36 protein-coding genes and 1 tRNA gene are annotated in these 22,791 nt (G+C 66.3%); 30 read left to right on the top strand and 7 right to left on the bottom strand.

All coding sequences use genetic code 11. The features are described 5' to 3' along the window. Positions 1-28: 28 nt before the first annotated feature. The gene (locus ACNAOT_RS13570) at positions 29-502 is read right to left on the bottom strand and encodes a hypothetical protein (RefSeq protein ID WP_142133549.1); all 474 of its coding nucleotides are present in this window, start codon (positions 500-502) and stop codon (positions 29-31) included. Between the two features lie 151 nt (positions 503-653). On the opposite strand from ACNAOT_RS13570, the gene ACNAOT_RS13565 reads away from it, so the two are divergent. From ACNAOT_RS13565 to ACNAOT_RS13550, 4 genes are all read left to right on the top strand, one after another. Next, positions 654-797, top strand: a complete 144-nt coding sequence (locus ACNAOT_RS13565) for a hypothetical protein (RefSeq protein ID WP_156400145.1) — start codon at positions 654-656, stop codon at positions 795-797. A 133-nt stretch (positions 798-930) separates the two neighbouring features. Then, the gene (locus ACNAOT_RS13560; protein ID WP_284975262.1) at positions 931-1,065 is read left to right on the top strand and encodes a hypothetical protein; all 135 of its coding nucleotides are present in this window, start codon (positions 931-933) and stop codon (positions 1,063-1,065) included. A gap of 150 nt (positions 1,066-1,215) precedes the next feature. Continuing rightward, positions 1,216-1,716, top strand: a complete 501-nt coding sequence (locus tag ACNAOT_RS13555; RefSeq protein ID WP_420178301.1) for a hypothetical protein — start codon at positions 1,216-1,218, stop codon at positions 1,714-1,716. 106 nt (positions 1,717-1,822) lie between these two features. Further along, positions 1,823-2,260 (top strand): hypothetical protein, encoded by a 438-nt coding sequence (locus tag ACNAOT_RS13550; protein WP_056388145.1) that lies wholly within the window; start codon positions 1,823-1,825, stop codon positions 2,258-2,260. Positions 2,261-2,446: 186 nt separating this feature from the next. Here ACNAOT_RS13550 and ACNAOT_RS13545 read toward each other — a convergent pair whose 3' ends face one another. Further along, positions 2,447-3,289, bottom strand: a complete 843-nt coding sequence (locus ACNAOT_RS13545; RefSeq protein WP_202986597.1) for a hypothetical protein — start codon at positions 3,287-3,289, stop codon at positions 2,447-2,449. 324 nt (positions 3,290-3,613) lie between these two features. Here ACNAOT_RS13545 and ACNAOT_RS13540 point away from each other — a divergent pair, with 324 nt between their 5' ends. The 17 genes from ACNAOT_RS13540 (at position 3,614) to ACNAOT_RS13460 (ending at position 11,083) form a co-directional block, all read left to right on the top strand. Next, entirely contained in the window at positions 3,614-4,264 is a 651-nt protein-coding gene (locus ACNAOT_RS13540; RefSeq protein ID WP_142133550.1) for a homing endonuclease associated repeat-containing protein, read from the top strand. A gap of 19 nt (positions 4,265-4,283) precedes the next feature. Beyond that, positions 4,284-4,649, top strand: coding sequence for a hypothetical protein (locus tag ACNAOT_RS13535; RefSeq protein WP_420178300.1), 366 nt, complete (start codon positions 4,284-4,286; stop codon positions 4,647-4,649). Between the two features lie 86 nt (positions 4,650-4,735). Further along, entirely contained in the window at positions 4,736-5,026 is a 291-nt protein-coding gene (locus ACNAOT_RS13530; protein WP_056387639.1) for a hypothetical protein, read from the top strand. Between the two features lie 175 nt (positions 5,027-5,201). Next, positions 5,202-5,549, top strand: coding sequence for a hypothetical protein (locus ACNAOT_RS13525; RefSeq protein WP_142133551.1), 348 nt, complete (start codon positions 5,202-5,204; stop codon positions 5,547-5,549). Further along, positions 5,549-5,788, top strand: a complete 240-nt coding sequence (locus tag ACNAOT_RS13520; RefSeq protein WP_056387635.1) for a hypothetical protein — start codon at positions 5,549-5,551, stop codon at positions 5,786-5,788. The genes ACNAOT_RS13525 and ACNAOT_RS13520 overlap by 1 nt, the downstream gene beginning before the upstream one ends. Positions 5,789-5,807: 19 nt before the next feature. After that, positions 5,808-6,071 (top strand): hypothetical protein, encoded by a 264-nt coding sequence (locus ACNAOT_RS13515; protein WP_056387633.1) that lies wholly within the window; start codon positions 5,808-5,810, stop codon positions 6,069-6,071. A 232-nt stretch (positions 6,072-6,303) separates the two neighbouring features. Beyond that, the gene (locus tag ACNAOT_RS13510) at positions 6,304-6,795 is read left to right on the top strand and encodes a single-stranded DNA-binding protein (RefSeq protein WP_056387630.1); all 492 of its coding nucleotides are present in this window, start codon (positions 6,304-6,306) and stop codon (positions 6,793-6,795) included. Between the two features lie 175 nt (positions 6,796-6,970). Beyond that, positions 6,971-7,231 carry a hypothetical protein gene (locus tag ACNAOT_RS13505; RefSeq protein ID WP_056387628.1) on the top strand — a complete coding sequence of 87 codons (261 nt, stop codon included), beginning with the start codon at positions 6,971-6,973 and terminating at the stop codon, positions 7,229-7,231. Continuing rightward, a complete protein-coding gene (locus tag ACNAOT_RS13500; RefSeq protein WP_056387625.1) occupies positions 7,228-7,458 on the top strand; it encodes a hypothetical protein in 231 nt (76 codons plus the stop codon). Before ACNAOT_RS13505 ends, ACNAOT_RS13500 begins: the two co-directional genes overlap by 4 nt. Positions 7,459-7,676: 218 nt before the next feature. Then, entirely contained in the window at positions 7,677-7,814 is a 138-nt protein-coding gene (locus ACNAOT_RS13495) for a hypothetical protein (protein ID WP_156400144.1), read from the top strand. Positions 7,815-7,841: 27 nt separating this feature from the next. Then, positions 7,842-8,255 carry a hypothetical protein gene (locus ACNAOT_RS13490; RefSeq protein WP_056387620.1) on the top strand — a complete coding sequence of 138 codons (414 nt, stop codon included), beginning with the start codon at positions 7,842-7,844 and terminating at the stop codon, positions 8,253-8,255. 66 nt (positions 8,256-8,321) lie between these two features. Then, positions 8,322-8,467: transfer RNA gene (locus ACNAOT_RS13485), tRNA-OTHER, on the top strand. 62 nt (positions 8,468-8,529) lie between these two features. Continuing rightward, positions 8,530-8,838, top strand: coding sequence for a hypothetical protein (locus tag ACNAOT_RS13480; RefSeq protein ID WP_056387617.1), 309 nt, complete (start codon positions 8,530-8,532; stop codon positions 8,836-8,838). Between the two features lie 17 nt (positions 8,839-8,855). Continuing rightward, entirely contained in the window at positions 8,856-9,158 is a 303-nt protein-coding gene (locus ACNAOT_RS13475) for a hypothetical protein (RefSeq protein ID WP_056387614.1), read from the top strand. 166 nt (positions 9,159-9,324) lie between these two features. Beyond that, entirely contained in the window at positions 9,325-9,972 is a 648-nt protein-coding gene (locus ACNAOT_RS13470) for a thermonuclease family protein (RefSeq protein WP_142133553.1), read from the top strand. A 37-nt stretch (positions 9,973-10,009) separates the two neighbouring features. Next, a complete protein-coding gene (locus ACNAOT_RS13465; protein ID WP_056387609.1) occupies positions 10,010-10,348 on the top strand; it encodes a hypothetical protein in 339 nt (112 codons plus the stop codon). 141 nt (positions 10,349-10,489) lie between these two features. Then, positions 10,490-11,083: a hypothetical protein gene (locus ACNAOT_RS13460; RefSeq protein WP_056387607.1), complete on the top strand. Its 594-nt coding sequence runs from the start codon at positions 10,490-10,492 to the stop codon at positions 11,081-11,083. 61 nt (positions 11,084-11,144) lie between these two features. On the opposite strand, the gene ACNAOT_RS13455 is transcribed toward ACNAOT_RS13460, so the two are convergent. Further along, positions 11,145-11,366 (bottom strand): hypothetical protein, encoded by a 222-nt coding sequence (locus tag ACNAOT_RS13455; protein ID WP_056387604.1) that lies wholly within the window; start codon positions 11,364-11,366, stop codon positions 11,145-11,147. Between the two features lie 251 nt (positions 11,367-11,617). Here ACNAOT_RS13455 and ACNAOT_RS13450 point away from each other — a divergent pair, with 251 nt between their 5' ends. From ACNAOT_RS13450 to ACNAOT_RS13430, 5 genes are all read left to right on the top strand, one after another. Further along, a complete protein-coding gene (locus ACNAOT_RS13450; RefSeq protein WP_056387601.1) occupies positions 11,618-11,857 on the top strand; it encodes a hypothetical protein in 240 nt (79 codons plus the stop codon). A gap of 67 nt (positions 11,858-11,924) precedes the next feature. Then, complete coding sequence (locus ACNAOT_RS13445; RefSeq protein WP_056387598.1) at positions 11,925-12,254, top strand: hypothetical protein; 330 nt, start codon at positions 11,925-11,927, stop codon at positions 12,252-12,254. 5 nt (positions 12,255-12,259) lie between these two features. Then, on the top strand, positions 12,260-12,640 hold the full coding sequence (locus ACNAOT_RS13440; protein WP_021473549.1) for a hypothetical protein: 381 nt from the start codon (positions 12,260-12,262) through the stop codon (positions 12,638-12,640). A 36-nt stretch (positions 12,641-12,676) separates the two neighbouring features. Then, positions 12,677-12,940, top strand: a complete 264-nt coding sequence (locus ACNAOT_RS13435) for a hypothetical protein (protein WP_056387596.1) — start codon at positions 12,677-12,679, stop codon at positions 12,938-12,940. A gap of 155 nt (positions 12,941-13,095) precedes the next feature. Then, positions 13,096-13,812, top strand: a complete 717-nt coding sequence (locus ACNAOT_RS13430) for an HD domain-containing protein (RefSeq protein WP_142133556.1) — start codon at positions 13,096-13,098, stop codon at positions 13,810-13,812. Between the two features lie 104 nt (positions 13,813-13,916). Here ACNAOT_RS13430 and ACNAOT_RS13425 read toward each other — a convergent pair whose 3' ends face one another. The 3 genes from ACNAOT_RS13425 to ACNAOT_RS13415 all read right to left on the bottom strand — a co-directional run bounded on the left by ACNAOT_RS13425 (position 13,917) and on the right by ACNAOT_RS13415 (position 16,170). Then, the gene (locus tag ACNAOT_RS13425; RefSeq protein WP_056387591.1) at positions 13,917-14,147 is read right to left on the bottom strand and encodes a hypothetical protein; all 231 of its coding nucleotides are present in this window, start codon (positions 14,145-14,147) and stop codon (positions 13,917-13,919) included. Positions 14,148-14,336: 189 nt separating this feature from the next. After that, positions 14,337-15,650, bottom strand: coding sequence for a hypothetical protein (locus tag ACNAOT_RS13420; protein ID WP_056387588.1), 1,314 nt, complete (start codon positions 15,648-15,650; stop codon positions 14,337-14,339). Between the two features lie 52 nt (positions 15,651-15,702). Further along, positions 15,703-16,170 (bottom strand): hypothetical protein, encoded by a 468-nt coding sequence (locus tag ACNAOT_RS13415; RefSeq protein ID WP_056387585.1) that lies wholly within the window; start codon positions 16,168-16,170, stop codon positions 15,703-15,705. Positions 16,171-18,307: 2,137 nt separating this feature from the next. On the opposite strand from ACNAOT_RS13415, the gene ACNAOT_RS13410 reads away from it, so the two are divergent. Together ACNAOT_RS13410 and ACNAOT_RS13405 are read left to right on the top strand one after the other, a co-directional pair. Further along, a complete protein-coding gene (locus tag ACNAOT_RS13410; protein ID WP_056387581.1) occupies positions 18,308-18,640 on the top strand; it encodes a hypothetical protein in 333 nt (110 codons plus the stop codon). 168 nt (positions 18,641-18,808) lie between these two features. Further along, positions 18,809-19,297 (top strand): SLOG family protein, encoded by a 489-nt coding sequence (locus tag ACNAOT_RS13405; RefSeq protein ID WP_056387577.1) that lies wholly within the window; start codon positions 18,809-18,811, stop codon positions 19,295-19,297. Positions 19,298-19,421: 124 nt separating this feature from the next. Here ACNAOT_RS13405 and ACNAOT_RS13400 read toward each other — a convergent pair whose 3' ends face one another. Next, entirely contained in the window at positions 19,422-19,757 is a 336-nt protein-coding gene (locus ACNAOT_RS13400; RefSeq protein ID WP_056387574.1) for a histone-like nucleoid-structuring protein Lsr2, read from the bottom strand. Between the two features lie 207 nt (positions 19,758-19,964). On the opposite strand from ACNAOT_RS13400, the gene ACNAOT_RS13395 reads away from it, so the two are divergent. Together ACNAOT_RS13395 and ACNAOT_RS13390 are read left to right on the top strand one after the other, a co-directional pair. Further along, the gene (locus ACNAOT_RS13395; RefSeq protein ID WP_056387572.1) at positions 19,965-21,890 is read left to right on the top strand and encodes a DHH family phosphoesterase; all 1,926 of its coding nucleotides are present in this window, start codon (positions 19,965-19,967) and stop codon (positions 21,888-21,890) included. Between the two features lie 19 nt (positions 21,891-21,909). Further along, positions 21,910-22,734, top strand: a complete 825-nt coding sequence (locus ACNAOT_RS13390; protein ID WP_142133557.1) for a CPBP family intramembrane glutamic endopeptidase — start codon at positions 21,910-21,912, stop codon at positions 22,732-22,734. Positions 22,735-22,791 lie beyond the last annotated feature (57 nt).

Raw genomic sequence — 22,791 nt, 5'->3', positions numbered from 1 at the left:
TCGACACGGTCAGTATCGCATGCGCCTGTTAGGTACTACCTCCACGCGAGTAAGGCGATACCTGGACGAACTTTGTTTCGGTGCCGCCGGGACCGTAGTGCTGCACGCGCTGGTGCCCGCTGACATTATGCTCGGTCGGAGACTTTCTGCTGGCCTCCTCGCCGATGCCCTCGAAAGCCGCCTCCGTGAACTCAGGGATTTTCTCCCAGACCGCCGCGCTGACCTGCTTGAATACTTCGGGCGACTTCAGTGTCAACAACGTGACCGCGCCAGCAGCCGCAAGAGCGCCAACGGCGAGACCTGTCTTGAAAGCCGGATGCTCCTTGATCCGCTGCCAGCGGGTCGGGCCCTGGCTCATATCCTGCTCGCAGGCTCCGGCGGCCTCAGGGTTGGGCACTTCAATGGGCTCAGACTGGACTGACTTGTCCTTGGGCTGCTGAAGACGTGATGGATTGAGCGGCTGCGCCCGATCGAACGGGCCTTCTTGATCATGACCGGGCACTCAGGCAGTCTATCCTTTACCGGCAATCCCAGTCTCGCTCCGGTCTTAGGCAGGCTACTCACTGCGCATGCTGTTACTTGACAACTTTCTCTTCTCCAACGGACAGAGGACGGCCGGGCAGGGCTCTATGCTCAGAGCTATGGAGGTTGAATTGACCATTGAAGATGCCCAGGGCGAAATGATGCGCGTCAGCGCGACGGGCCCCGACTATGGCACCACCCTGGCTGCTGCGAAGGCCAAAATCCCGGAAGGATCCCGGATGATCATCATTCGCGTTCCGGACCGTGAGGTGTAACCGTTTCAGTATGCTCCTCCGCCCGGATACCCTGCTGAATTCCCAGCAAGGTCCTGGTCCGGCCTGAAGCAAGCAGTCCGGCATCAGGAAGCACCAGCCATACAACCAAGACAGCGCCCGTCAAGGTTGGTCATTGCCAGGTCTGGCCACACCAGCAACGGCCCTCTTTGTGTTCCTGGATGACCAAGACCCGTTCCTCGCCGAGCAGAATGATGTCTTCGTAGCTGAGCATGCCTCCAGTGCAGCATCGGTTGCCGACTGCCGGTAGGGGAGTCCTGGCGTATGTGGAAAACCGCAGGGACGATCAAGCTCGTTCCGGTATGCCCAGCCGCCTCGATCCGGTGCCCTTCAACCTCCGTCCGAACCGGGCCTATCATGAGGGAGGGGGACACCTATTGGCCGCTTGTCGGGACAGGTCATGGCACCACACAACGCGAATAGGCGGGACAACCGCATCCCTGGAATTGCAACATTGCGCCCCGGGCACCGCATCAGGGAAATACGCCAGGACCTCCATGACCGACACCCTGCCCGGGCCCGCTACCAGGTCATTGCTGCTCATCATCCGTTAGCCGGCGGGGCACCCCTTGTGCCCCCGGCCTCGGATGAATATCAGATCCGTCTCTACGCGCGGTCCCGCAGCGGAGACGTAAGGGTGCGACTCGCCGCGGTTAGGGAGGCCATAGCAACCTCGCCATATGTCTGGGAGGACCTTACCGACGATGGTGTGCGGGAATGGGTTGAGCCTTCGATTGAAGACGATGTGCTGTTGGCGGCTGCACTGGTGTCTCTGGGAACTTTGAGCGCCGAGGAACGCCCTTATTTGGGCAAGTTCGTGGTCGAGGAGATCTACGAGATTCTGACAAGTGCAGAAGCGGCTTACTGGCACCGGGCCGTATCAGGCCGCCGCCGGCACTGACCGAATCAGCCTGGTTCCGAGATCCTAAGCTCTCAGAGCGGACCAAACGTCGTTCTTGAACCTATGAAGCATGGGCCTCTCGGCTGAACTCTGCAAGAATCACGGCATGGTCGACCGCACTGCGTCCGATGAGCACTACGTGCTTGACCTGTGCGATGGCGTCCTCGGCATGAGCAGCTGTCGCCAAGCGACGTTCGATTGGCTCCGCGGCGACCCGTCCCCTTTGCGACCCCTCGGCACCAAGCTACCCGTGGACGGCTTTTGGTCCGATCTCAAGCTCGTCGTCGAGTTCCAGGAGGAGCAGCATTCGAAGCCGTCGCCGTTCTTCGATCGGCGGCAGACCGTCTCTGGTGTCGGTCGCGGCGAGCAACGTCGCCTCTACGACGAACGCAAGCGCCTTCTTATCCCCGAACATGGATTGAAGCTCGTTGTGATCGAGAAGTCCGCGTTCATCGTCAAGTCGAAGCGGATCCGGCGCGACCCGACGAGGGACATTGCCGTGGTGCGCGCGCACCTCGGCAATGCGCAGCCAAAACGGCTCTAGTGCCGACGTCGCCATCGAAGTGCTGTGACGCGGACTCCGCTCTGGAATGCTGCCATCTGGGGCTTGCTATGACTTCGGCAGCCTTGTGAACAGGAAAAGAAGAACCGGTGCGAGTATGCACCGGTTCTTCTTTTTGATCGGTAGAAGCCAATCAACGGCAGGACGAAAACCCGCGATGGATGAGCCTCAGACCTTTGCGCTGGCCGTGCAGTCCACGAGTGCCGAGGTGAAGTCCTTCGACTTCCAGATCTTCTTGTCCTCGTCCTTCGGCAGGAAGTCCGAGATCGATCCGGTCCCTATTGGTGCGCCGCCGGCGAGGAAGCGCAGCGTCTCCTGCGAGAACCCTGCCTGGAAGACGACGCCCGCCAGGCAAGCGCCCGAGGCTGCGTAGGTCTTCTTCTGATCCTCGTTCAGCGCATAGGAGGAGAACGTCGAAACGAGCCCCGCGGTCAGCTGTGAGGAGGAGTTGATGCTCGCGCCCTGCGGCACCGGGAACTTCGGCGTAAGATCCGGCTGCCGGGCCTGGGGGAGCTCCTGTCCCTGCTTCGGCGGCACGTAGACCTGATCCTTGCCGTCCTTGCCGTCCTTGCTGGTCGTGGCAAACGGGGCCGGGGTCGGCGGGATCACCGCGTCGACGCAAGCGTCGAACTTGTCGCGCAGCTCGGGGGAGAGCATGATCGCGGCGTCCATCGCGCTGACCTCGCGCAGGCCATTTGCCACCGCGGCGATGTCGTCGCTGCCCTTGCCCACGATGTAAGCCTGCGCGGCGTCCGAGAGCTTCTTGTCCTCTACGGCGCGGACCAGGCACGCGCCGCCGTCGGCGCTCTTGGCCCCGGTGCCCTGGAACACGAGCCGGTCCAGCGCCTTGCCGAGGTTCTCGCTGGTCACCTTCGCCGCGCTGGTGCTCGGGCTCGGCGATGGCTGCGCCGTCTCTGAACCGGCGGAGCATCCGGCGAGCAGGCTGCCCAGCACCGCCAGTGCGGCGGCGGACAATGCCGCCTTCCTCGTCATCGGGGTCTTCATCGCCATGGCCTCTCCTGTCGGGTCGATGTCTGCGCCGGATGGCACAGAGCCCGCATCCGACTGGTCTTCCAGTACATCTTATCCGATAGGTCAATCGAATGGTCTATCGGTTGATGCGCGAAGAGCGACACAAAAGACGGCTGACAGAAGGTCTGCGCCAGGCCCTGGCGATGCCTGGTATCGCCAGGGGGCAGCTGGGCTGGGAGGGATCAACGGAGTTGATCCGGACGGGTGCTCGACGCGTCCCGAGCGCGTCACCCGGTCCCTGGGTGGGCCGGGTCGGGACGGCTTGCTGCGCCCGGACGACGCCGAGCGAGAGAGGGACTGCCAATGACCCGGACGACTGTGCCGACGGACCTGATGCCGCGCTGCCAGATCGCAGACCCGCAGGTGCAGGAGCACCTGCCGTGCCAGCACCACGAGAGCGGCGGCGTGCAGTGCGAGAACCCCGATCCACACACGGACGATCACTGGATCTCGGAGCACACAATTTCCCACGCGCTGGCCGGAAACGGCTACGCCTGCACGGCGTTCGACCCCGCAGAGCCGGCCCGAGCCTTCCAAGGGCCTGTCCAGACCTACACCGAACAGCAGATGGTCGACGCGCTCCTGCGCTGCGCCGCGGATCAGGACAGCCTCCCGCGCAACGACTACATCCGCCGCAGACACGACGACGAACCATCCGCGCCGCTGCTGGAGCGCCGGTTCGGCTCCTGGAATGCAGCCCTGGAGAGAGCGGGCCTGAACACCACCGAGCAGCCGCTGCACTTCCAGGGCGCGACCACGAAGTGGACCGAGGAGATGATCCTCGACGCCCTGCGCGAGTGCTGGATCAAGACCGGCTCCATCGCCGTGCTCGCCTACGAGGCCTGGCGCACCGGCGGCACCGACGGCATTTGCCGGACCCATGTCCCGCCGGCGGCCACCATCCGGTTCCGGATGGGCAGCTGGTCGCGGGCCACGCAGCTCGCCGTGGGATGAGCCGGCGGCCCTGACGCGGGTGGCTGCCATCCCGCTCATCCCACTGACCGCACACAGACCGAAGGACTCCATCATGACGATCGCCCGCCCCCTCCATGACGTCATCGACGACGCACGGCCGTCGGACGCCATCGCACAGCAGATCCAACTGCAGGCCGCCGCTGCGCTCCTGCCCGAACAGGAGTGGTGCGGCGGCTGCACCCCCGGGGACGATCCGGTGCCCGATGTCGAGGGCGGCATCCCTGGCATGCCGCAGGACGTCGTCCTGCGTACGACGGAGCCGCTGCCGCTGCCCGCGGCCTGGAAGGCCGCCTGGGGCCCGGCCCCGCTCTACGACATCGCGTACCTCGCCTGTGGGCACACCGTTGCCCGCCGGGCCTCCTGACCCGGGGCAGGGATGCAGCGACGCAGCGCAGCTGCGCCGGGGGACTCATCGACTGAACCACCGACCAGCGAAGGAGCGTCCCGCTCATGCCCATGACACCACTACAGAGCTGGGCCCTCATCGTGCTGCTCGCCGTCTTTGTGCTCGGGCTCATCTGGCTCTACGCCGAGGCCGAGGCTGCGCTCCGGCGCAGACATACAGACAAGGCGGCAGCACAGCAGCCGCAGGCCGAGGAGGCAGACAGCTCGCTCGTTCCCATTCCTGTACCCACCGCCCGCCCGACCCTTCGTCTCATCCAGGGGCAGGGCCACCAGGGCTCCGCGAGGTCCCGTCGCGGTCCCGCCGAGGTCTACGACTGGGCCCGCCGGGGAATCTAAAGAGACCCCTTCCGGCCCCCCTGGCCTCCTGCGGGGCTGGGTCAAGACTTCATGCGGCCCACTGCCGCACCACGAACAGCCCCGGGCCGTCGCGAGAAGCGCCGGACACACCGTTCCTGCCGCAGCCCGGCAACGAAGCCACGGCGGCCCGGGGTCAACAACCATTCACCTGCCTGTGCAGGCATCGAAAGCGAGAAGAACCATGGACCAGACCATCGCACCGCCCGTCATCAAGCACAGCGTCGCCGTCGACTTCGGCGTCATCGAGCTCACGGGCACCCTGCAGCACGCCGACGCCCAGCGCAGCCTCGTACTCCTGACCGACGAGGCCCCCGAGCGCATCTCGGTGAACCTCGAGGCATATGGCCTCGTAGCCGGCCCGGGGCGAGTGTTCATCAAGGACTGGTCGGAACACGCTGGCCTGGCCGAGCGCCTGCAGGAGGCGGGGCTCGTGCGCATCATGCGCTCCGTGACCGTCGGTCCGTTCGCCTCCACCGCCCACGAGGTCGAGGTCACGCTCTGATGGCCGCGGACACCCATGCGCTGAGCGTCCTGAAGCTGAGCACCGGCCACCTCGAGAAGATCGAGCAGCTCCAGGGACGGATGCTCGCCCTCGGCGAGGAACAGCTGGAGGTCGAGCGCCGCCAGCTCGAGGCCCAGGACACGCAGAACGTCCTCGCCTGGCTGCAGCTGCAGCAGGCCCAGGGGCATGCACCCGACCCGACGCTCGTGGACCTGGTCCGCCGGCGGCTGCGGATCTGAAGCAGACAGGAGAAACGCCATGGACAACATCATCGAGAGCACCGGAGTCCTCATCGCCACTCTTGCCTTCATGATCTGCCTCGCGTGGCTGGGCTGGTTGCTGTTCCGGAGACGGTTCCCGAACCGGGACGGGCAGATCGCGTACCTGGAGGAGGACTACCGGCGGGCCTGCGAGAGCGGAGACGTGGCCGCGGCCGATCAGATCGAGGCTGAACTCTGGGATCTGGGGGCAGCACCGGGCTGGCCTTGGGCCGGGCGTACCGGGTTCGATCAGCGCAGCTGATGCGGGACCCGTGATGCAAGGGCATCTGGGATCAACGCAGTTGATCCGGAAGGAGCACTGAGGAGCGCTCGATCAGCACAGCTGATCCGAGTCTTCATTCGAAAGATCATCGTCTGATCAGCACAGCTGATCCGGATGGGGGTCTGAGAGACAACCGAACACTTCAACTCACCATCGCGCGCGGAGCAGGGACACTGCCCGCGCGTTTCGTGCACAACGAGGAGAAATACTCATGTCGAACCCCCGCAACTCCGCCACCGTCATAGGCCGCCTGACCAAGGACCCGGTCGTCTTCAACAACCAGGACGGCTCCAAGAAGGTCGCGTTCACCCTGATGGCCGACCACAACTACACCGACAGCCATGGCAACCGCGGCGCTGACGCTGTGCCGGTCGAGGCCTTCGTGCGCGCGACCACCAACGGCATCGGCCCGTTCGCGAGCATCCACAAGGGTGACCTCGTGGCCGTGAACCTCAAGCTGCGCCAGGACCGCTACACCAAGAACGGTGTCGAGGTCTTCGAGCTCAAGGCAGTCGTCGAGGACATCACGTTCCTCGAGCCCCGCTCGGTGACCCAGGCCCGCGTGAACGAGCGCGTCGCTGCCGCCGAGGCGCAGAACCAGGCCCTGCAGACCCAGCCGGCTCCGGCTCCCGTCGCAGCCGCTGCCGCACCGCAGCCGGCCGTCGCCAGCGCCGTCCACAGCGAGGAGCTGCCCTTCTCCTGAGAAGCGCGCCCCGCACCCAGCACAACCCACAACTGAATAACAACCGAATAGGCGGCTCACGCACGCCGACAGTCCCCGTCCGAGGAGCCTCGCGCTGCTCGGACGGGGATCTGCTTTCGCTGGCCGCCGTCCTGCCCTGCCCCCAACGTCATCAGCCAAGAGAAGGAGTTCCGCCATGCAGATCGTCGCCGACGCGACCGTCGAGGCCACCGATCACGACCAGGCCCTGCACGCAGGGCTCACCGCCGTCGTCGGCTCGGTGATCACCGACCACCCCGGACCGGATGTCGAGGCCATGGTCGACGACGTCGTCACCGCCGTCATCCAGAAGCTGCGCCTTCACGCCAGCCAGGTCTTCGTCGCCGATCACGGCGGCACCCGCCCCGTGGAGCGCTTCCGCACCGTCACCGGGCGGATGGACCTGGAGGACGAATGAGCCTGGTCCAGCAGCTCGAGCCCGCCGCCGAGGTCCAGCCGGCTGCCGGGCTTCCCGCGGCGGCGCGGATCCTCGCCGAGACGTATCCCCGGATCGTCGACTTCGACCCCAGTGGGATGACGATCGAAGAAGTGCACTACTTCCTCGGTGAGTCGGCTGCCGTCGCCTTCTTCCAGTTCCTGGTCCTCACCAAGCGGTGCAAGGCCGCCGTCGGGATCCGGCGCTGAGAGCTTCCGTGCAGAGCGGTTCGATCCCTCCGTGGCTCCGGCCCCACCAGCGCCCCGCGCGCCCTGCCCTGCCCTCCCGGCAGCAGCGGCGTGGCGGGGCGCTGTCTTTTCGTTCAGGTTTCGTTCGTGGCCTGTGTGGAGGGGATCGGCACAGCCGATCCGGATCTGACGACGAAGGACAACGTCCCCGTCCTGCCACACTTCACTGGAGGTCCGCCATGTCTGGTCTCAGCTGCCCCAACGATGGCGTGCCGATGGAGTCCGACGCCCCCGCCACGGCCCGCGAACGGGCCGGCCGGCGCGGTTGCGCCTGCACCCACACCTGCCCGGAGTGCGGCTACTCCGAGATCCGCTGATCACCACCCATCGACCGAGGAGGGGCCATGTCGACCTCCGTGCAGCACCGTCATCACCGCAACCACGACCACACCCTCACCGGCTTCCTGTCCGCCGTCGCAGCGGTCTTCCAGGAGCTGAACGCCGCCGACGACGCCGACGAGCTCGAGCGCCACGTCGGCTGGGTCTCGCACTCGTGCGAGCCGGACTACCAGGTGCTCGTCGAGCTGATCGGCCCCGCGCCGGGCCTCGCCCTGCAGCTGGTCATCGACCTGGACATCGACTCGACGGTCGCCTCCGCGCAGATCGTCGGCACGGCCGATGACGAGTCGTTCACGACGGACGTCGAGGTCGGAGTCCGGTTCCTGTCCCATCTCGTCGAGCACCACCTCGCGCCAGCGGCCAGGCCGTGCGACGGCTGCACGGCTCCGGACTCCCTGCGGGCACCGACCTGGAAGTGAGTGGCGAACGGCTCCTCGTCCCTTTCCTCACAACCCCTCGCCGGCTCCTTCCCGGAACCGGCCCACGGCGCTCTAGCTCAGCGGCAGAGCACTCGGCGTTCTGACTGCCCGCGGTTCGATTCCGCATCAATCCCTGGTCAGGCAGACCCAGGCTACAGGCCCGTTGCAGGGCGACGCACGAGAGGTCACGGGTTCGATCCCCGTGAGCGCCACAGACCCAGGGTCGTACAGGCCCGCGCGATCCATCAGCTGCACCAGCCAGGAGGGCAATGCCATGACCGACACCATCACCCCCGCCTTCCTTGACATCGTCAAAGACGGCGGTCCTGCGGTCCAGGAGGCTCTGTTGCGCTCGACCGAGCGCCACCGCATCCTCGGCGGCAAGAGCGCCCGGATGCTGCGCCGGGGCGACCGGGTCGCGCTGCGCGACCTGAACCCTGATCTGGATGGCGGCACAGCCGTCGTCCAGCAGGTGCGGCCCTCGGTGGGCAGCACTGTCCACATCCTCACCGTCGGCGGTGAGGCCCACCTCGTCCGCGGCTCGCGCCTCGTGCTCGTCGCCCGCGGACCGGAACAACCCTGACCAGCAAGGAAACCGCCATGTACACCGGACCCATCAGCAACGGCATGCTGCTCGGCATGACGCACAAGGGACGCAGCGCATTGATCCGCGAGCTCAGCCCGGACGTGCGCCGCAAGCTCGCACACATCGCCTCGCTCGGTGCCGAACAGGAGACCAGGAAAGCCGCAGAGCACTTCGACGCTGGCCGGCGTGTCTGGGCCGGTAACAGGCTCGACCACGCCCAGTCACTGAGCCGGCTCGCTGCTGAGCTCACGGGCGAGCCCGACGGCGTCTTCATCGTCGAACCCATCGACTCCGGATCCGTCGCGGCAGGCAACTGATCTCTCTCACTGGACCCCTGGCACCGAGCGCATCGCTCAGGGCCGGGGGTCCTGTCTTTCTCTTTCCGGAACAGCCAGCACAGCTGGCTCGGGCGTGCCCGTGGAGAAGCACGCCTGCCACCCCGGCCAGAGCGCCCGACGACCACTCCAGCAAGGAAACCCCACCATGAAGCGCACCCCCTCCGGATCTGTCTTCGGCGGCCTCATCGCCGCCGTGCTCTGTATCGTCACGCTGACCGGCTGCGAGGACCTGCCGAAGGCCCCCGGCGTCCCGGGTACGCCGTCCACCAGCACTGCGGCAGCCCAGGACCCGGGACAGGTGTCCTCTGGCAAACCGGCGAGCGTGGAGACCAAAGTCATCCGTGTCATCGACGGCGACACCGTCGCCGTGCTGCCGGTGGCCGGCCTGCTCGAGGCGACCGACAAGCATATCGGGATCCCCGAGCACACAGTCAGGCTCCTGGGCATCGACGCGCCCGAAATGAACTATCACAAGGATGCCGAGCCCGAGTGCGGCGCTAGGGCCGCCACTGATCATCTTGGCGGCATCCTGCCGCAGGGCATGCCAGTGACCATCGAGTACGACCCCGGGGCAGACAGAACTGACCGTTATGGCCGTTCTCTCGCCTACGTCATCACACCGGCCCACAACGATGCCGCGCGACAGCAGGTCACCGACGGCTACGCCATGCCCTGGTTCCCCAAGGGCGAGCCGGAGCCCCAGCGGATCCCCGAGTACCGCACGGCGGCTGACAACGCCGTGGCACTGCATGCCGGTGCGCACTCACAGTGCTCCTCCATCGGCCGCGGCTGAGCTGCTGCACTTACAGACTACGAACCAGGAGAACCACATGCCCATCCCTACAGCACCCTCTGAGCTGGACGAACTCCAGGTCGGCGACAAGGTCCTCGTCAAGAGGGTCCTCGACCACCCCGCCTGGATGAAGCAGGTCCCGTGCGATCCCCGCAATGGCTCCACCGCGAAGTACGTCCGCGACCCGCAGGTCGTGGAGGAGCTGGGGGTGAGCTGCGTGATGGACCGCCGGGCGGTACCCGCGATCGCAGCTGCCGGCAACTGGCCAGGACGTGAGGCGCACACGCTGGTCCGCCTGCCCAACGGCTTCTGGTACGACTGCGCCACCGGCCTGCAGGACGGGTCCGGATCCACGCGCATCGAACGCATGCACTGAGCCTGAACAGAGCCCGGCACGGGGGAGAGCCCCTGGTGCCGGGCTCGTCTCTTTCCTGGCGGCTCGTCAGATCGGCACAGCCGATCCGGATCTGGACTCGAAGGAGACACCCGCTCCTTCCTGACCAGAAGGAGCAGCACGATGAGCCACGACGACCACAAGTGCAGCCTGGCCCAGCTGGAGCGGGCGCTCGAGGTGCTCAACGGAAAGCTGAAGCGCCTGGGGCTGAACGCCCCGGTGCAGATCCGTGCGATCGGCGGCTTCGCGCTCATGAAGTACGGCATCCGTGCTGCGGACCGGGCATTCACCGTCGACATCGACAGCGTCACCGGCGATTTCGCGCCAGAGGTCATGGCGGCAATCCATGAGGTGGCCGACGAAATGAACCTGGAGCGCGACTGGATCAACAACGACAACGTGATGGACGGTGACGACGCTGAGCTCGTGGCCTCGATATACCAGGCGCGCTGGATCGACGACGACACAGCGTACGAGTGCATCAGGCTTCAGCTGGCCAGTGTCCCCACGCTGACCCGCGCCAAGATCATCGCCGCGGACACCGCGGAGTTCTCCGGCCGTGCACAGGACCTGCCGGATCTCCTGGAATTGCTCCGATTCCAGGGCATCACCACCGCTGCCCGGTTCGATGCTGCTTACCCGGATCCCTACGACGAATACCCCGCCGCCCGCGAGGCCGTGCACGAGCACTTCGCTGCGGACAGGACGTTCGCCTGAAGAAGACCCCACCGTCAGAGCGCGTGCTCCGGCGGTGGGGTCTCTTTTTTGTGTCCGTGGTTTACTGCTGGCCGGAATCTTCGGAGTTACCTCCGTCGTCGATGTCCTTCAGCCGCTGTTCCAGCCGGGTTGCGTGGGCCTCTTTGACTTTCCGGTAAACCTTGACGCCACCTGCAATGACCAGACCTGCAGCCGCCAAGACCCCCGCGGCGATCAGGTCCTCTGTACGGGCATCCTGCTTGCCTGCGTGGTAGCCCTTGCCATAGACCGCGCTTCCCGCCACGAATCTCTCCCTTTGTTGAATTTTGAACTCCGCCGAAAGCCTATCCCAGGGTGCGTGGAGGGGTTGTGCCGATGCTGCGGATCATCCGCGTTTTGCCGGCGCGGGGTTGGAACCTTCTTGTTGTTCTTCTTCATCTTCGATTCTCAGGTGCAGCCAGTGGTGGTGACAGCGGAGCTGTCACGGAGGAGTCATCGACGAAGGACGGCCTGCAGTGCAGCGCCGTGCCCCACAGGATTCCGAGGAGAACCGCCATGAGCACCATCGCCGCACCCATGCAGGACGCGCTGCCATTCGACTTCGGCTCTGATGTGCTGGTCGTCAGCGCGCCCGTCTACGACGAGCAGGCCCGCCAGGCCGACCGCGAGCTGTGCCAGCGCTACGTCACGGGATGGTGCGGCACGGCGTTCACGGCGGACGGCACACGGGCAGAACGCGCCGAGACCACCTTCGCGGATTTCCAGGCGGCCGCCCGCCGTCTGGCAGAGGGCTGAGGAACCAGCGCAGCTGATCCAGGTCCGGCATCGAACAAACGACTTCATCAAACAGGAGGGGATCACCGTGTCCATTGCCACCACTTCCGAGCCCGACCTCGACGCTGAAGCCCAACGCGTTACCGCCGTCCACCGGCTCGCCACGAGCAAGGCCTTCTACCCGGAGCTGCGGCGTGCCGAGGCTCAGGCCCGGGTCCAGCTCGCCGCCGCCGTCATAGCAATGGACGAGGTCGAGGACCGCATCGCCGCCGGCGAGAAGATCCACTCACTCTACGAGCAGGCTGCAATCGAACGGGCCAAAGACGCCTACGCCCAGGCGCTGGCTGATCTCGTCCGCGGCGAGTCCAGCGTTGAGGCTGACCCGTCGACTTCCCAACCCATGAACCAGGAGCACTGATCACCATGTCCTTCCTCGAGAAGATCGGATTCGTCGAGACCGCCGAGCAGGAGGCCCAGCGCCTCGCGCAGTCGCCCGAGGGCTCGGCCAACCACGAACTGTCCAAGCTGCCGGTCACCATCGAGCAGTGGCCCCAGGACCTGCTCATCGAGCTGCCCTGGCACGCCACCGAGCGGGGCTCAGGCCACCGCGTCGTCGTGGTGCCCATCGAATACCGCGGCGAGGCCCGCACCGAGGGCGAGGAAGAACCCCGTCCTCGCAAGCGCCACGCTGGTTGGTGGAACTGCGCGGTCGTCGCCAGCGACCACCCCAGCTACCCGGTCGGCGGTTACCGGCTGAGCATCCCCGCTGCCGAGCTCGCCCGCGGCAAGCGGATCGAGCTCTGAGAGAACACATCCCACGACGAAGGAGCGTGAACCACCATGCCTGACACGATGCAGACCACCGGCCGCCGCGAGCGGATCCTCCGGAGTGTCGGCAGGGCGCTCCTCGTCACGGGGATCGTGCTGAACGTCCTCGCCCTGCTGCCCGCGATCGCAGCCAGCGCCTGGACCGGCCACTGGACGGCGAGCGTGGTGCTCGTGGTCCTGTCCGGTGCTGTCTGGGCTGCTGGACTTCCGGGCCTGAAGACCTGGGCTGCCCGGCTACGCCGTCACAACGACACCCAGCCCAGCCAGCACCAATGACCAGTCGCCCTGCCTGATCCCACCAGAGCCCCGGCTCCTGCGCTCCGGCGCGGGGCCGGGGCTCTCGCTCTGTCTCTGAGGCGGGTCCACGCGCTGCGGGGCAGCGCCTGGTGTTTTGCAACAGCAAGAGAACCATCCCGAACAAAGGAAGAGCCATGACCACCCTGACCACGACGCGTGTCCCGCTCAAGCAAATGGACCCTGCGATGCTCGTGTTCGAACTCGAGCGGGAGATCCAACACCTCATGCCCACGAACACGGAGCTCGTGACCCGCGCAGCTGCGACGGCCTCGTTCCTGCACCGGAAGCAGACCCGCTTCATCAGGGGAGACATGCCTCGCGTGCCGTACATCGAGCATCCGCTGCGCGTGGCGTTGCGCCTCCTGCGCTGGGGCGTCACCGACGCTGAACTGATTGCCGCAGCACTGCTGCATGATGTCGTCGAGGACTGCAGCAAAGAGCTGCTTGCTGCTTTCGGCCAGCCGGGTGAGGATCCCCTGGGCTGTCTGGCGCGGCTGTACGGCCGGCGCGTCTCGGTGCTCGTTGGGGCGGTGACCACTCCTGGCGGGAGCACCTCCTATGAGGAGCACCTCACGCGGCTTGCCAACTCCGGTTCCCGGGCGCTGCTCATCAAGGCCAGCGACCTGAAGGACAACGCCGGTTCGATCCGGCACCAGCTCGGCCACGGCCAGGATTCGCGCATGTACCGCATGCTCTTCAAGTACATGCCGGCCGTCGAGATCGTCGGAGCAGGTCTGCGCCGTTCGCTCTGCTGCCCTGCGACCCAGCAGTGCACCATGGCCGCCATCGCCGCGATGGAAGATCTCAGCCACGATCTCGCAGCCCTGTCGGCCGAGCATGGCATCGATTGACCATCCTGTTGACCTGGATCACCAGCACCGCAAAGACCTCCCTGGCGCAGCATCAGCTGCCGCCGGGGAGGTCTCTTTTTCGCCCGCGCTGTGCCTGCCGGGCGCTACGGCATGTTGTCCATCGGCAGCAAAGAGATGCCGATGAGGTCCACAGCTCCGGTGAGGACTCCGCCGAGCAGGAACACCAGCCCGGAGACCACCATCACGAGCACGGCGAAGACTACAGGTCGGTCCTCGTGCAGCTGCTGGAGCCGTGCGACGATGCCCGAGGGCTTCTCATAGGTCTGACGCTGGTCCTTCTTGGGTCCGTCGTGGGTCTCGTCGTGGTCGGTCATGGTATTGATCCCTCCTGGGGTGGGCTGTGGTCTGTTGTTGGTCGATCAGTGGTCTCTTTCGGGGCTTCCTGTGGTACCGCTCAGCACTGTGAGCGGTACCACAGGAAGCAGTTCGCGATCGGCAGCCTGCACGCATCATCTCGATGCCGACCGCAAGCCTCTCAGGACCGGGCCACGAATGCATGATCGTCACGCCGCGGCCTTGCTGCGCTTGCCCTCGGGCTTCTGGACCTCGACGGCCTTCGCCGCCAGGTACAGGCCCTCGCGGTTCAAGTGGCGCGAGTACGCGGCGTCGAGGTAGAGCACCGGGATGCCGCCGGCGGCCTTCTGCAGGACAGGGCGCAGGATCTCCTTGATCGGGCCCGAACCGCCGCCGTAGACGTACACCACCTCGGTGGTGCCGCCGACCTCGGCGAGGACGTCCTCGAAGCGTGCGCCGATCTCCTCGGCCAGGTACTCGGCCTCCTCGTCGACGTAGCCCTTGGCGCGGTCAAACCTGCCCTGGAGGAATACGCTGGGCTCCTGCTGCAGGAAGTCGGCCAGCGCCTTGCGGTTCTTGAACCTCAGGTCCTTGTCTCCGCTGGTGCTCATCCGGTCCAGCGCGTTCGTCAGCGCGGTGCCGTAGCCCTGGTCCAGCGTGCTGGCCGCTTCGGAGTTGAACGCGCCGTCGGTGAAGACGGGGAAGTTCACGGTGCCCTCGCCGACGTCGACGCCGACGGTGTTGCGCACACCGACCAGCAGCTCGGCGGTGACACCCTGCAGGCGCGCGGCCTCCTCGGGGTCCGAGGCCCGAAGATCGTCCAGCAGAGCCTGCGCCAGCGGCGCGCCCTTGTCGGTGATCGCGAACTGCGCGGACGCGCCCTCGGGCAGGACCTGCACATCCTCGAACTGCAGGCGCACGGTGACCGGCGTGGAGAAGTTCTTCACGGTCACCAGGTGCACCGTGGGGTCGGCCGCGCCCAGGAGTCCCACGAACTGGGCAGCGTAGGCGCTGCGGCGCTGCACGTACTCGGCAATCGGCAGAGCCAGGCCTGCGCGCACCGTGGCGCGCAGCTCGCGGTCCGGCAGCGCGCCGTGCTCGCGGACATAGTCGCGCAGGGCCTTGGCGGCGAAGACGCCCAGGACGAGCACCGAGCTCAGTTCCTGGTCGGCCTTCGAGCGGGATCCGACGACCTCGAACTGCGTGAACTTCGACCCAGGGGTGCTCAGTGCCGCGCGGCCGAAGGTGCGCAGGTCCGAGTGCCCGATCAGGGGAGTGGTGAACGAGGCGGCGACGCGGTTGTAGAAGTCGTCCTCCACCACGATCTTGAAGGCATCCGAGTCAGCCTCGGGCACCTTGGGCGTGGAGCGCGAGGTGCTCACCACGGCAGAAGGAAGGTCGATCGTGTCAAAGACCTCCTTGCCGTGGACCTCGCCGCGGATGACGCCCTTGACGTATCCGTTGCCGACGTCGATGCCGCCGGTGAGCTGGATGGTCTTCTCGGCGGTGCGGGTGTTGCTCATGGTTGTGTCCCTCTCGGTCAGGAAGTCGGTGTCTCAGGAAGTGCGGTGCGGATCAGCGGGTGAGGAAGGCGTCCAGCCCCGAAGGGACAGAAGGCTCCTCGGCGGGAACAGGGTGGGGCTCGCGGACAGGAGGCGTGGGCGGCGGCTGAACAGCCTGGGCTGCCTCGACGCGCTGCACGGGCTCTGAAGAAACAGCAACAGGCACGGCAGCCTCGTCACGGCCTTCGCGACTCTCGTGCTGGCTTTCACTCCCGTCACGGCGGTCATCGCCGCGTTCCTCTCCGTCAAGGGCCTCGCTGCGCCCAGGGTCCTGCTCGCCCTGCGGCGGGCGGCCGCGCCGGGGAAGCTGCTCGACGGGACGGTTGACCACGTCGATGTAGCCGTCGCGCTGGATGGACTCGCGGATCAACAGCTGGAGCGAGCGCGAGATGTCGTACTGCTCGTCGAGCCACCGGTTCGTCGACTCGTCGGCCCGCGGGACGCTCCAGCGCAGACGGCGCGGCTCGGCCTTATCGGTCATTGCGAGCACCCCCTTGCGCCCTCGTGCTGATGGACACTGTCCTCGGTCATCGCGGCCCCCTCTCATGCGCGGTCCCCGAGGCGCTACTGCCAGTCGGGGACCTTTCGACTCATTTACCAGTCATCATTCTACTGGTCTTTCAATGGTCTCTGCAAGGACCACGCCAAGACCAGCAAAAGGCCACCAGCAGATCAGGCCTGCGTCACCGTGAGCGACCATGGCCGCGGCGGGACCCGTGGGAGCCGCCGGCAGGACCCGCAGAAGGCCACGGGTCAGCCGGGGAACCAGAAGACACAGGACTCATCAAGGGCTCACCCGGGACCGGCACGCGGTCCGCTGCGGACCAGCAGAAGACCTCGATCAGGCCACGGCACATTGGAGGGCGCTCGGTGGTCCCACACAAAGCACAGAAGCGCCCTCGAAGAGACCAGCAACAGTCCACCGTCGCGAGCCGGACCAGAGCAGACCTGTGAGAGACCATCATGAGACCAGCAGTGCGCCCGAAGCGGCCCCGAGGAGCGCCATCCGGCACTTAATGGTGTCTGAATGGCCTTTCTGGACTCTCTCGGGGCTTGTGTAGGTCTGGTCTGTGTCCCTGTCTGTCCATGCCGGTGCAATGATCTGTCCACTCCGGGACCAGAAGGGGTCCAGCGATGCGGGCCCGGACCGGTACCTGGAACACCCGCCTGCGACACCTCGAGGCAGTCCTGGAGCGAGCGGAGGAGCTATCGGAGCAGGGTGGAGCAGCTGTGGTTGCGCCTGTGGCGTCACCGACCCGCCCGGGGGGGCCGCAAGGAGAGCGGAGGGAAAAGGCGAACTGGGTAGTAGGGCCCCGCATGGAGCGAAAGGGCAAAAACTCCGCTTCCTGAAGAGGCTCACGGGCGGTGGGGGTCTAGAAGGTAAGAACCCGTGAGCCTCTTCAGGAAGCTGCACCTGGTGGGAGACCCGGACGGCTCGGTGACGCTGTGGAAGCGGGGGCTGCCGTTGGATCCAGGGAGGCTTCATGCTTCCCGGGAAAGCTCCTCTTCTGATGCGTCCACGAGGGGCAGGCCGGGCGGTGGCCGTCGAGGACTCGCTGTCGCTCATCCGGGGGTGCAGCTGCCACCAGGAGGGGCAGTCGGCCGGCCCGGAACGGACCCCGGCAAGGAAGCGGTGTGGGCCCGCCTCGGACGCGGTGCGACAGGTGCTGGCGCGACCGCGAAACAGAGCCGGAGTGAGCGCCCGCACACCGGTGCGACGAGCGCACCGACAGATCAGTGCAGTGCTGTGACAGCAGAGTTTTCCACAGCCTGACGCGACAGGTCGCGAGGAGTGGTGGACCGCTGCGCGCCGGGCCTGATGCGCCTGCGGCAGCAGGATCCACCAGGGGGTGCGGACCGGGCTGCGCCCGACGTCGCTGACGCTACATGTGAGGACCCGTACGGGTACCCGCTCGTGCCTTGCGGTGGTGCGGAAGATGCATCCGTACGGCGTTGCAGCGGACGGCAAAAGGGCTGTACAACCAAAAGCCCGTAAATCCAGCGGAAACGACATGACCCGTACACCCGCTGCGCGGATGGAGAGGGGGTGTACGGGTCAAGGGTGTACGGGGCGTTTCCCCTGATATTCCGGGCTTCCGCTAACGCTCCAGCCGTGGAATGGCGAAATGGCGGCAAGAGAGGAAAAGGGCATAAGGGAACCTGGCAACAGCGGTCCTGCGGACCCTCCGCTTCGCTCCGGTCTCTCGCTGCGCTTCGAGACGCTGTTGGTCGGCATAGCCGACAGGTTCCACCGCTCGCTTCGCTCGCCGGTCCGTCAGTCGCTGCGCTCCCTCCGGCTATGCCCAGCGCTGCGCTTGAGTGGAGGACACCCCGCCTGCCCCGCCGCATTTGTCCACAGGTGGACGACGCGGCAAAGGGTGCAGCCAGGCGGTGGATCACCTGGCGCTGCGCACCAGGTTTGTCCGAGGAGGACGGCCCGTCGGCCGGCCCGCTGCGCGGCCCAGTCGGAGCAGTTCCCGACACGGTTCACCAGTAGGCCGTCAGGCCAGCGGAGCTGGCACGGGAGCTGGACCGTACATCGAGTCTCCGCGGACCCCTGGCGGGACCTGCACTCGATGCCCGACACCTGCATCCCGAGAAACAGAAGAGGCATCGTCATGACACACGCCCGGAAGGCATCCAGGTCCGCACGCCGGCCACAGCCGCAGCTCTCGCCCTACGACACCGGAGCAAGGTGCGAGGCCAAGCCGTGGATCCCCTACGGAGAGCGAGTCACTGAGGCGACTCCGGCGGAGAGCTTTGGCAAGGTCGACTTCGACGATGAAGAGAGCGGCACGGTCTGCGTCGCCTACCTCGAGCGCGACAAGGACGGTGGATACACCCTTCACGTCGCACCGCTCAGCGAGGACCGGAAGGTCCGGGTGGCAATCCATTACGAACGCGGCGGTGCCAGGGTCAACAGTGCCCAGGCGTCGGCAGCTGCCGCGTAGTGACCTGCCGACTGAGAAGGAACACCGGGAATCATTCCGGAAAACATTGCGGCGAAAGAGGACGCGAATGATGCAGCGACAGACGAGTATCACAATCCGGACTGCCACCGCGGCGGCCTCGGCGGGATCTATGCCGATGACCAAGATGACCAGCCGGGAGGCATCACGATGACCAGTGGATTCAGCCATGCCCTGCTCGTGACCGGTTCCCGGACCTGGGACGCCGCGGAGGCCATGAAGGCGGCTTTGAACGAGGCCTGGAGAGCCTGGGGACCGTCTGCGGTCGCCCGACCCGTGCTCCTCTCAGGGCACTGTCCCAAGGGTGCTGACGCCATGGCCGAGCGGCTGTGGCGGGCTGCCGGCTTCGAAGTAATTGAGTTCCCGGCCGACTGGAGCGCTGAGCCCAAGGCGGCGGGCTTCACCCGGAACCAACGGATGGTCGATGCCCTCGTCGCCATGCGCGCCGGGGGAGCGGAGGTCCGTGTCGCCGCCTTCCTGGACCTTTGCAGCAAGTGCGACCAACGCACCGGCCAGCAGCAGCTGATGCCCGGAACGCCAGGGCACTTCTCACATGGCACCGTGCACGCCCGCTCCCGCGCCCTGGCTGCAAGCATCGAGGTCGAAGACATCATCCACCCGCGCCTGCCTCCGTTCTGACAAGTGCACACCCCGGAGATGACAACAGCCCTGCAGCTGGTGCTGCAGGGCTGTTGATCCTTGATTCGAATAGGTGGCCGGAAATCTCTCCGGTATGGCCCGAAAGACTGCGGAAAGGGTGGGGCTAGAGAGTCCGCTCGATGCCGTGTGCCTCATCGTGGGCCTTCATGACAGCTTTCGGAATGCGACCAAACTCGGGCACTTCATGACCGTTCTCGCGCGCCCACTTACGGATCTCCTCACGTTCCTCGGGCGTCGTCTCGGGCACGAGTCGCTTCTTCTCGCCCTTCTTAGTGGCCTTTCGACCCTTACTGATGTATTCCTTGAGATTCTTCTCAAGCTCTTTGCGCTCTTCGTCGGTCAGGTCTATCTCGAACCAGGTGTCGCCCAGTCCGAAGGTGACTGTGGCAGCATCCGGCTTGCCACTGATGTCCGACTCCACAATATTTCGAATAGCCATGTCTTGAATGGTAGACGATCCGAACCACCTTAGAGAAGTCTTTGGGCACGCCAGAACGACAGATCTTTCGAATGCCTTCATCATAGGCCGAAAACGCTGCTATACCAGCATAATAAACCCGCAGCACTGCTAAAATCACACTGCCAGCGGGTGCCTTTCCCCACCCCTGTAAACCGACCATTCGACACGATCGAGAGGCCCCCCACCATGACCATTCTCCAGACCGTCGACGACCATCCACTGACGGACGACGGCGTCGACCTGTTCGCCCTGATGTGCCAGCGCCGCGGCTGGACCGACGAGTACTTCCGCGAGATCGAATCAGCTGAACACGACGAGCTCCTGGGCCTGGCCGAGATGGTCGAGGCCCTGGAAGACGCCCGCGCCGCCGGCCACAAGGTCACCATCGCCCCTGACTTCGACATGGACGGGATCTCCTCCGGTGTGCTCGGCTACGCCGGACTGTCAGAGCTCGGCTTCGACGTCGAGCTGCACGTGCCCGACTACCGCCGCGGCCACGACCTCACGGCCGAGGACATCGCAGAGATCGCCGCGACGTGGCCGGACACCAAGGTCCTGCTGACCTGCGACGGGGGAGTGAACTCCCACCGCGGGATCGCCGCCGCCCGGGCTCTGGGATGGAAGACCCTGGTCACCGACCACCACGAGGAGCTCGAACCCGGTTCGAGCGCCGACGTCACCGTCGACCCCTGTCGGATGGACGAGACCTACGCCAACACCGGCATCTGCGGCGCACACGTGCTCTACCAGGTGTTGGAGGCCTATGCCCGCGTCCACCGGCCGGAGAAGCTCTGGGAGATCCGCCTGCTGCGCCTGTTCGCCGGCCTGGGCACCGTCTCCGACGTCATGCCAGTGCTGTACGAGAACCGGCAGCTGGTGCGCGACTCGCTGTCCATCGCACGGCTGCTGTACGCGCCCGCGCCGCGCACCGTCCCGACCCCCTGGGGCTTCGACCCGGACCCCGAGGCGATCGACGTCGGGCAGTCGACGCTGATGCAGCTGCTGCGCGTCGACCCGCACCACCCGGCCTTCGTCCGGGCCTTCGAGGGCTTCGCGGTCCTGCTGAAGGCCTTCGGCCAGGCAGGCAAGGTCCGCGACATCGACAGTATCGACGAGGGCTTCTACGGGTTCTACCTCGCGCCGGCGATGAACTCCCCGCGCCGCACGGGCGACCCGCTCGCACCGTGCTTCGGTGTGTTCACCGCGCCTGACCAGGACTTGATGCTCGAGGCGGCACACCAGGTCATCGCGACCAACGAGAGCCGCAAGGAGCTTGTCGAGGTCCACACCCAGGAGCTCGAGGAGGGTGATCAGCCGCTGGCCCCCTGGGTCTACTTCTCCGAGGCCTACCCGGGCATGTACGGTCTGCTCGCCAACCGGCTGATGGAGCGCCACGGCCACCCGGTCGTCGTGCTCAACCGTCCCGTCGGGCCGGATGACTACGTCGGAGGCTCCGGCCGGGCACCGTCGTGGTTCGGCATCATCGACACGCTCGAGCACCAGGACGGCATGCGTGCCATCGGCCACCAGCAGGCCTGCGGCGTCAAGGTCGACCGGGCGGAACTGCTCGACGGTCTGGTCGAAGCATTGCGGGAGGCCACGCAGGTTGCCCTGCTGGCTGTCGTCCAGGATGAGCGCCGGGCCGACCTGGTCCTGGGCCCGGACCGGGACTGCGATGCTGGCCTGGACGACCTGGAGCCTCTGGTCGGCTTCGTCCGGCGTGTGGAAGCGCTGCGGCCCTTCGGCCACGGCTTCGTCGAGCCGGTGGTCGAAATCGCTGTCGAGCCCCTTGGGCTGCGGGTGGACCGGATCGGTTCCGATACTGACTGCGGCCATGAGCGCACCGACGCCAACCTGATGACCAACGCCCGCGGCTACCGCGTGTGCCGCCTGTGCAAGAAGCATCTGCGGCTGGTCACCAGGTCCGGGCTGTCCTGCCTGTGGTGGAACGTCGCCGAGGAGAAGGAGCCGGAGATTTCGGCTCTGACGCGGTCGGCCAGCCGCACCGAGGTCGGAACGCTGCGTTTCATCGCGAAGCTGCAGCTGAACACCTTCCGCGGCGAGACCCGCGTCCAGGCCGTCATCGAAGAGCAGATCCCCGCGTCTGTCTGACCACGGAAAGGAGGCGGGGATGCCCGCTCCACCCATCAAGTCCCGGCTCGTCTCCATCGCGTGGTGTGTCCTCGTGCCCCTCGGCGTGCTCGCCGCCTACCTGGGACTTGGCCTTGCCGTAGTTTCCGTGGTCGGCGAGCCCGTCCTGGGTACGGCGGTGCTCGGAGGCCTGGTGGCGCTGCTCGTCGGCGCTGCCAGGCTCTTCCGGCCCCGGTGGTTCGCCAACGCGCCAACGGTCCGACCGATGTCCGGAACACCGCGCTTTACCCGAACGGTGCTTGGGTGCCTGGCTCTGGCGTTCTTCGCCGGCCAGTCCCTGGCCCTGTGGCTCTATACCCTGGGCGGCTCGGCGGGATTCGATGAATCGACCCGAGCCAGGACAGACGCCGGTCCCGTCGTGGCCCTCCTGCTAGCACTGGTGGCAGCGCCGGTGGCCGAGGAGATGCTTTTCCGCGGCCTGCTCTACCCGCTGCTGCGGCGCAGGGTCGGCATCGTCGCGGCGGTGCTCGTCACCGCCGCGGGCTTCAGCCTGCTGCACGCCAACGTCGTCCAGTTTGCTGCCACGCTGCCCCTGGCGGTGCTGCTGGCGCTGGTCTACGAACGCGCCCGCGTCCTGTGGCCGTGCGTGCTGCTCCACCTGGCCTTCAACCTCGCGGCCGTCCTTGTCCCCGCCCAGCTGCTGGGCGCATTGGCGAACCCCGTCTCAGCGCTGCTGATGACCGCGGCGTTCCTCGCGTGCGCCCTGGCGGTGTACCGCATGGCGGCACCCGCGCCCGGGCCTGCACAAGACGACAGGGAAGCCGGCGGGGAAGAAGGCAGGGAAAGCGAGCCACAGGCCGCATAGCGGCCGGGCTCAATGTGCAGGACTGACGCTGGTGCCCTCCGGGCGACCTTTCGGCCG

It is taken from the genome of Paenarthrobacter sp. TA1.8 (assembly GCF_048595705.1).
Classification (GTDB): Bacteria; Actinomycetota; Actinomycetes; order Actinomycetales; family Micrococcaceae; genus Arthrobacter; species Arthrobacter nitroguajacolicus.
This window is presented reverse-complemented; position numbering and strand designations above follow the sequence as displayed.

What these genes read in the sequence shown, in the direction of transcription:
- ACNAOT_RS13405 (WP_056387577.1), top strand. Translation starts at nt 18,809, where the DNA reads ATGACCAGTGGATTCAGCCATGCCCTGCTCGTGACCGGTTCCCGGACC.
- ACNAOT_RS13410 (WP_056387581.1), top strand. Translation starts at nt 18,308, where the DNA reads ATGACACACGCCCGGAAGGCATCCAGGTCCGCACGCCGGCCACAGCCG.
- ACNAOT_RS13530 (WP_056387639.1), top strand. Translation starts at nt 4,736, where the DNA reads ATGCCCATGACACCACTACAGAGCTGGGCCCTCATCGTGCTGCTCGCC.
- ACNAOT_RS13550 (WP_056388145.1), top strand. Translation starts at nt 1,823, where the DNA reads ATGGTCGACCGCACTGCGTCCGATGAGCACTACGTGCTTGACCTGTGC.
- ACNAOT_RS13470 (WP_142133553.1), top strand. Translation starts at nt 9,325, where the DNA reads ATGAAGCGCACCCCCTCCGGATCTGTCTTCGGCGGCCTCATCGCCGCC.
- ACNAOT_RS13465 (WP_056387609.1), top strand. Translation starts at nt 10,010, where the DNA reads ATGCCCATCCCTACAGCACCCTCTGAGCTGGACGAACTCCAGGTCGGC.
- ACNAOT_RS13460 (WP_056387607.1), top strand. Translation starts at nt 10,490, where the DNA reads ATGAGCCACGACGACCACAAGTGCAGCCTGGCCCAGCTGGAGCGGGCG.
- ACNAOT_RS13500 (WP_056387625.1), top strand. Translation starts at nt 7,228, where the DNA reads ATGAGCCTGGTCCAGCAGCTCGAGCCCGCCGCCGAGGTCCAGCCGGCT.
- ACNAOT_RS13505 (WP_056387628.1), top strand. Translation starts at nt 6,971, where the DNA reads ATGCAGATCGTCGCCGACGCGACCGTCGAGGCCACCGATCACGACCAG.
- ACNAOT_RS13480 (WP_056387617.1), top strand. Translation starts at nt 8,530, where the DNA reads ATGACCGACACCATCACCCCCGCCTTCCTTGACATCGTCAAAGACGGC.
- ACNAOT_RS13545 (WP_202986597.1), bottom strand. Translation starts at nt 3,289, where the DNA reads ATGGCGATGAAGACCCCGATGACGAGGAAGGCGGCATTGTCCGCCGCC.
- ACNAOT_RS13540 (WP_142133550.1), top strand. Translation starts at nt 3,614, where the DNA reads ATGACCCGGACGACTGTGCCGACGGACCTGATGCCGCGCTGCCAGATC.
- ACNAOT_RS13555 (WP_420178301.1), top strand. Translation starts at nt 1,216, where the DNA reads ATGGCACCACACAACGCGAATAGGCGGGACAACCGCATCCCTGGAATT.
- ACNAOT_RS13490 (WP_056387620.1), top strand. Translation starts at nt 7,842, where the DNA reads ATGTCGACCTCCGTGCAGCACCGTCATCACCGCAACCACGACCACACC.
- ACNAOT_RS13390 (WP_142133557.1), top strand. Translation starts at nt 21,910, where the DNA reads ATGCCCGCTCCACCCATCAAGTCCCGGCTCGTCTCCATCGCGTGGTGT.
- ACNAOT_RS13435 (WP_056387596.1), top strand. Translation starts at nt 12,677, where the DNA reads ATGCCTGACACGATGCAGACCACCGGCCGCCGCGAGCGGATCCTCCGG.
- ACNAOT_RS13510 (WP_056387630.1), top strand. Translation starts at nt 6,304, where the DNA reads ATGTCGAACCCCCGCAACTCCGCCACCGTCATAGGCCGCCTGACCAAG.
- ACNAOT_RS13475 (WP_056387614.1), top strand. Translation starts at nt 8,856, where the DNA reads ATGTACACCGGACCCATCAGCAACGGCATGCTGCTCGGCATGACGCAC.
- ACNAOT_RS13495 (WP_156400144.1), top strand. Translation starts at nt 7,677, where the DNA reads ATGTCTGGTCTCAGCTGCCCCAACGATGGCGTGCCGATGGAGTCCGAC.
- ACNAOT_RS13415 (WP_056387585.1), bottom strand. Translation starts at nt 16,170, where the DNA reads ATGACCGATAAGGCCGAGCCGCGCCGTCTGCGCTGGAGCGTCCCGCGG.
- ACNAOT_RS13520 (WP_056387635.1), top strand. Translation starts at nt 5,549, where the DNA reads ATGGCCGCGGACACCCATGCGCTGAGCGTCCTGAAGCTGAGCACCGGC.
- ACNAOT_RS13400 (WP_056387574.1), bottom strand. Translation starts at nt 19,757, where the DNA reads ATGGCTATTCGAAATATTGTGGAGTCGGACATCAGTGGCAAGCCGGAT.
- ACNAOT_RS13440 (WP_021473549.1), top strand. Translation starts at nt 12,260, where the DNA reads ATGTCCTTCCTCGAGAAGATCGGATTCGTCGAGACCGCCGAGCAGGAG.
- ACNAOT_RS13430 (WP_142133556.1), top strand. Translation starts at nt 13,096, where the DNA reads ATGACCACCCTGACCACGACGCGTGTCCCGCTCAAGCAAATGGACCCT.
- ACNAOT_RS13395 (WP_056387572.1), top strand. Translation starts at nt 19,965, where the DNA reads ATGACCATTCTCCAGACCGTCGACGACCATCCACTGACGGACGACGGC.
- ACNAOT_RS13425 (WP_056387591.1), bottom strand. Translation starts at nt 14,147, where the DNA reads ATGACCGACCACGACGAGACCCACGACGGACCCAAGAAGGACCAGCGT.
- ACNAOT_RS13420 (WP_056387588.1), bottom strand. Translation starts at nt 15,650, where the DNA reads ATGAGCAACACCCGCACCGCCGAGAAGACCATCCAGCTCACCGGCGGC.
- ACNAOT_RS13515 (WP_056387633.1), top strand. Translation starts at nt 5,808, where the DNA reads ATGGACAACATCATCGAGAGCACCGGAGTCCTCATCGCCACTCTTGCC.
- ACNAOT_RS13450 (WP_056387601.1), top strand. Translation starts at nt 11,618, where the DNA reads ATGAGCACCATCGCCGCACCCATGCAGGACGCGCTGCCATTCGACTTC.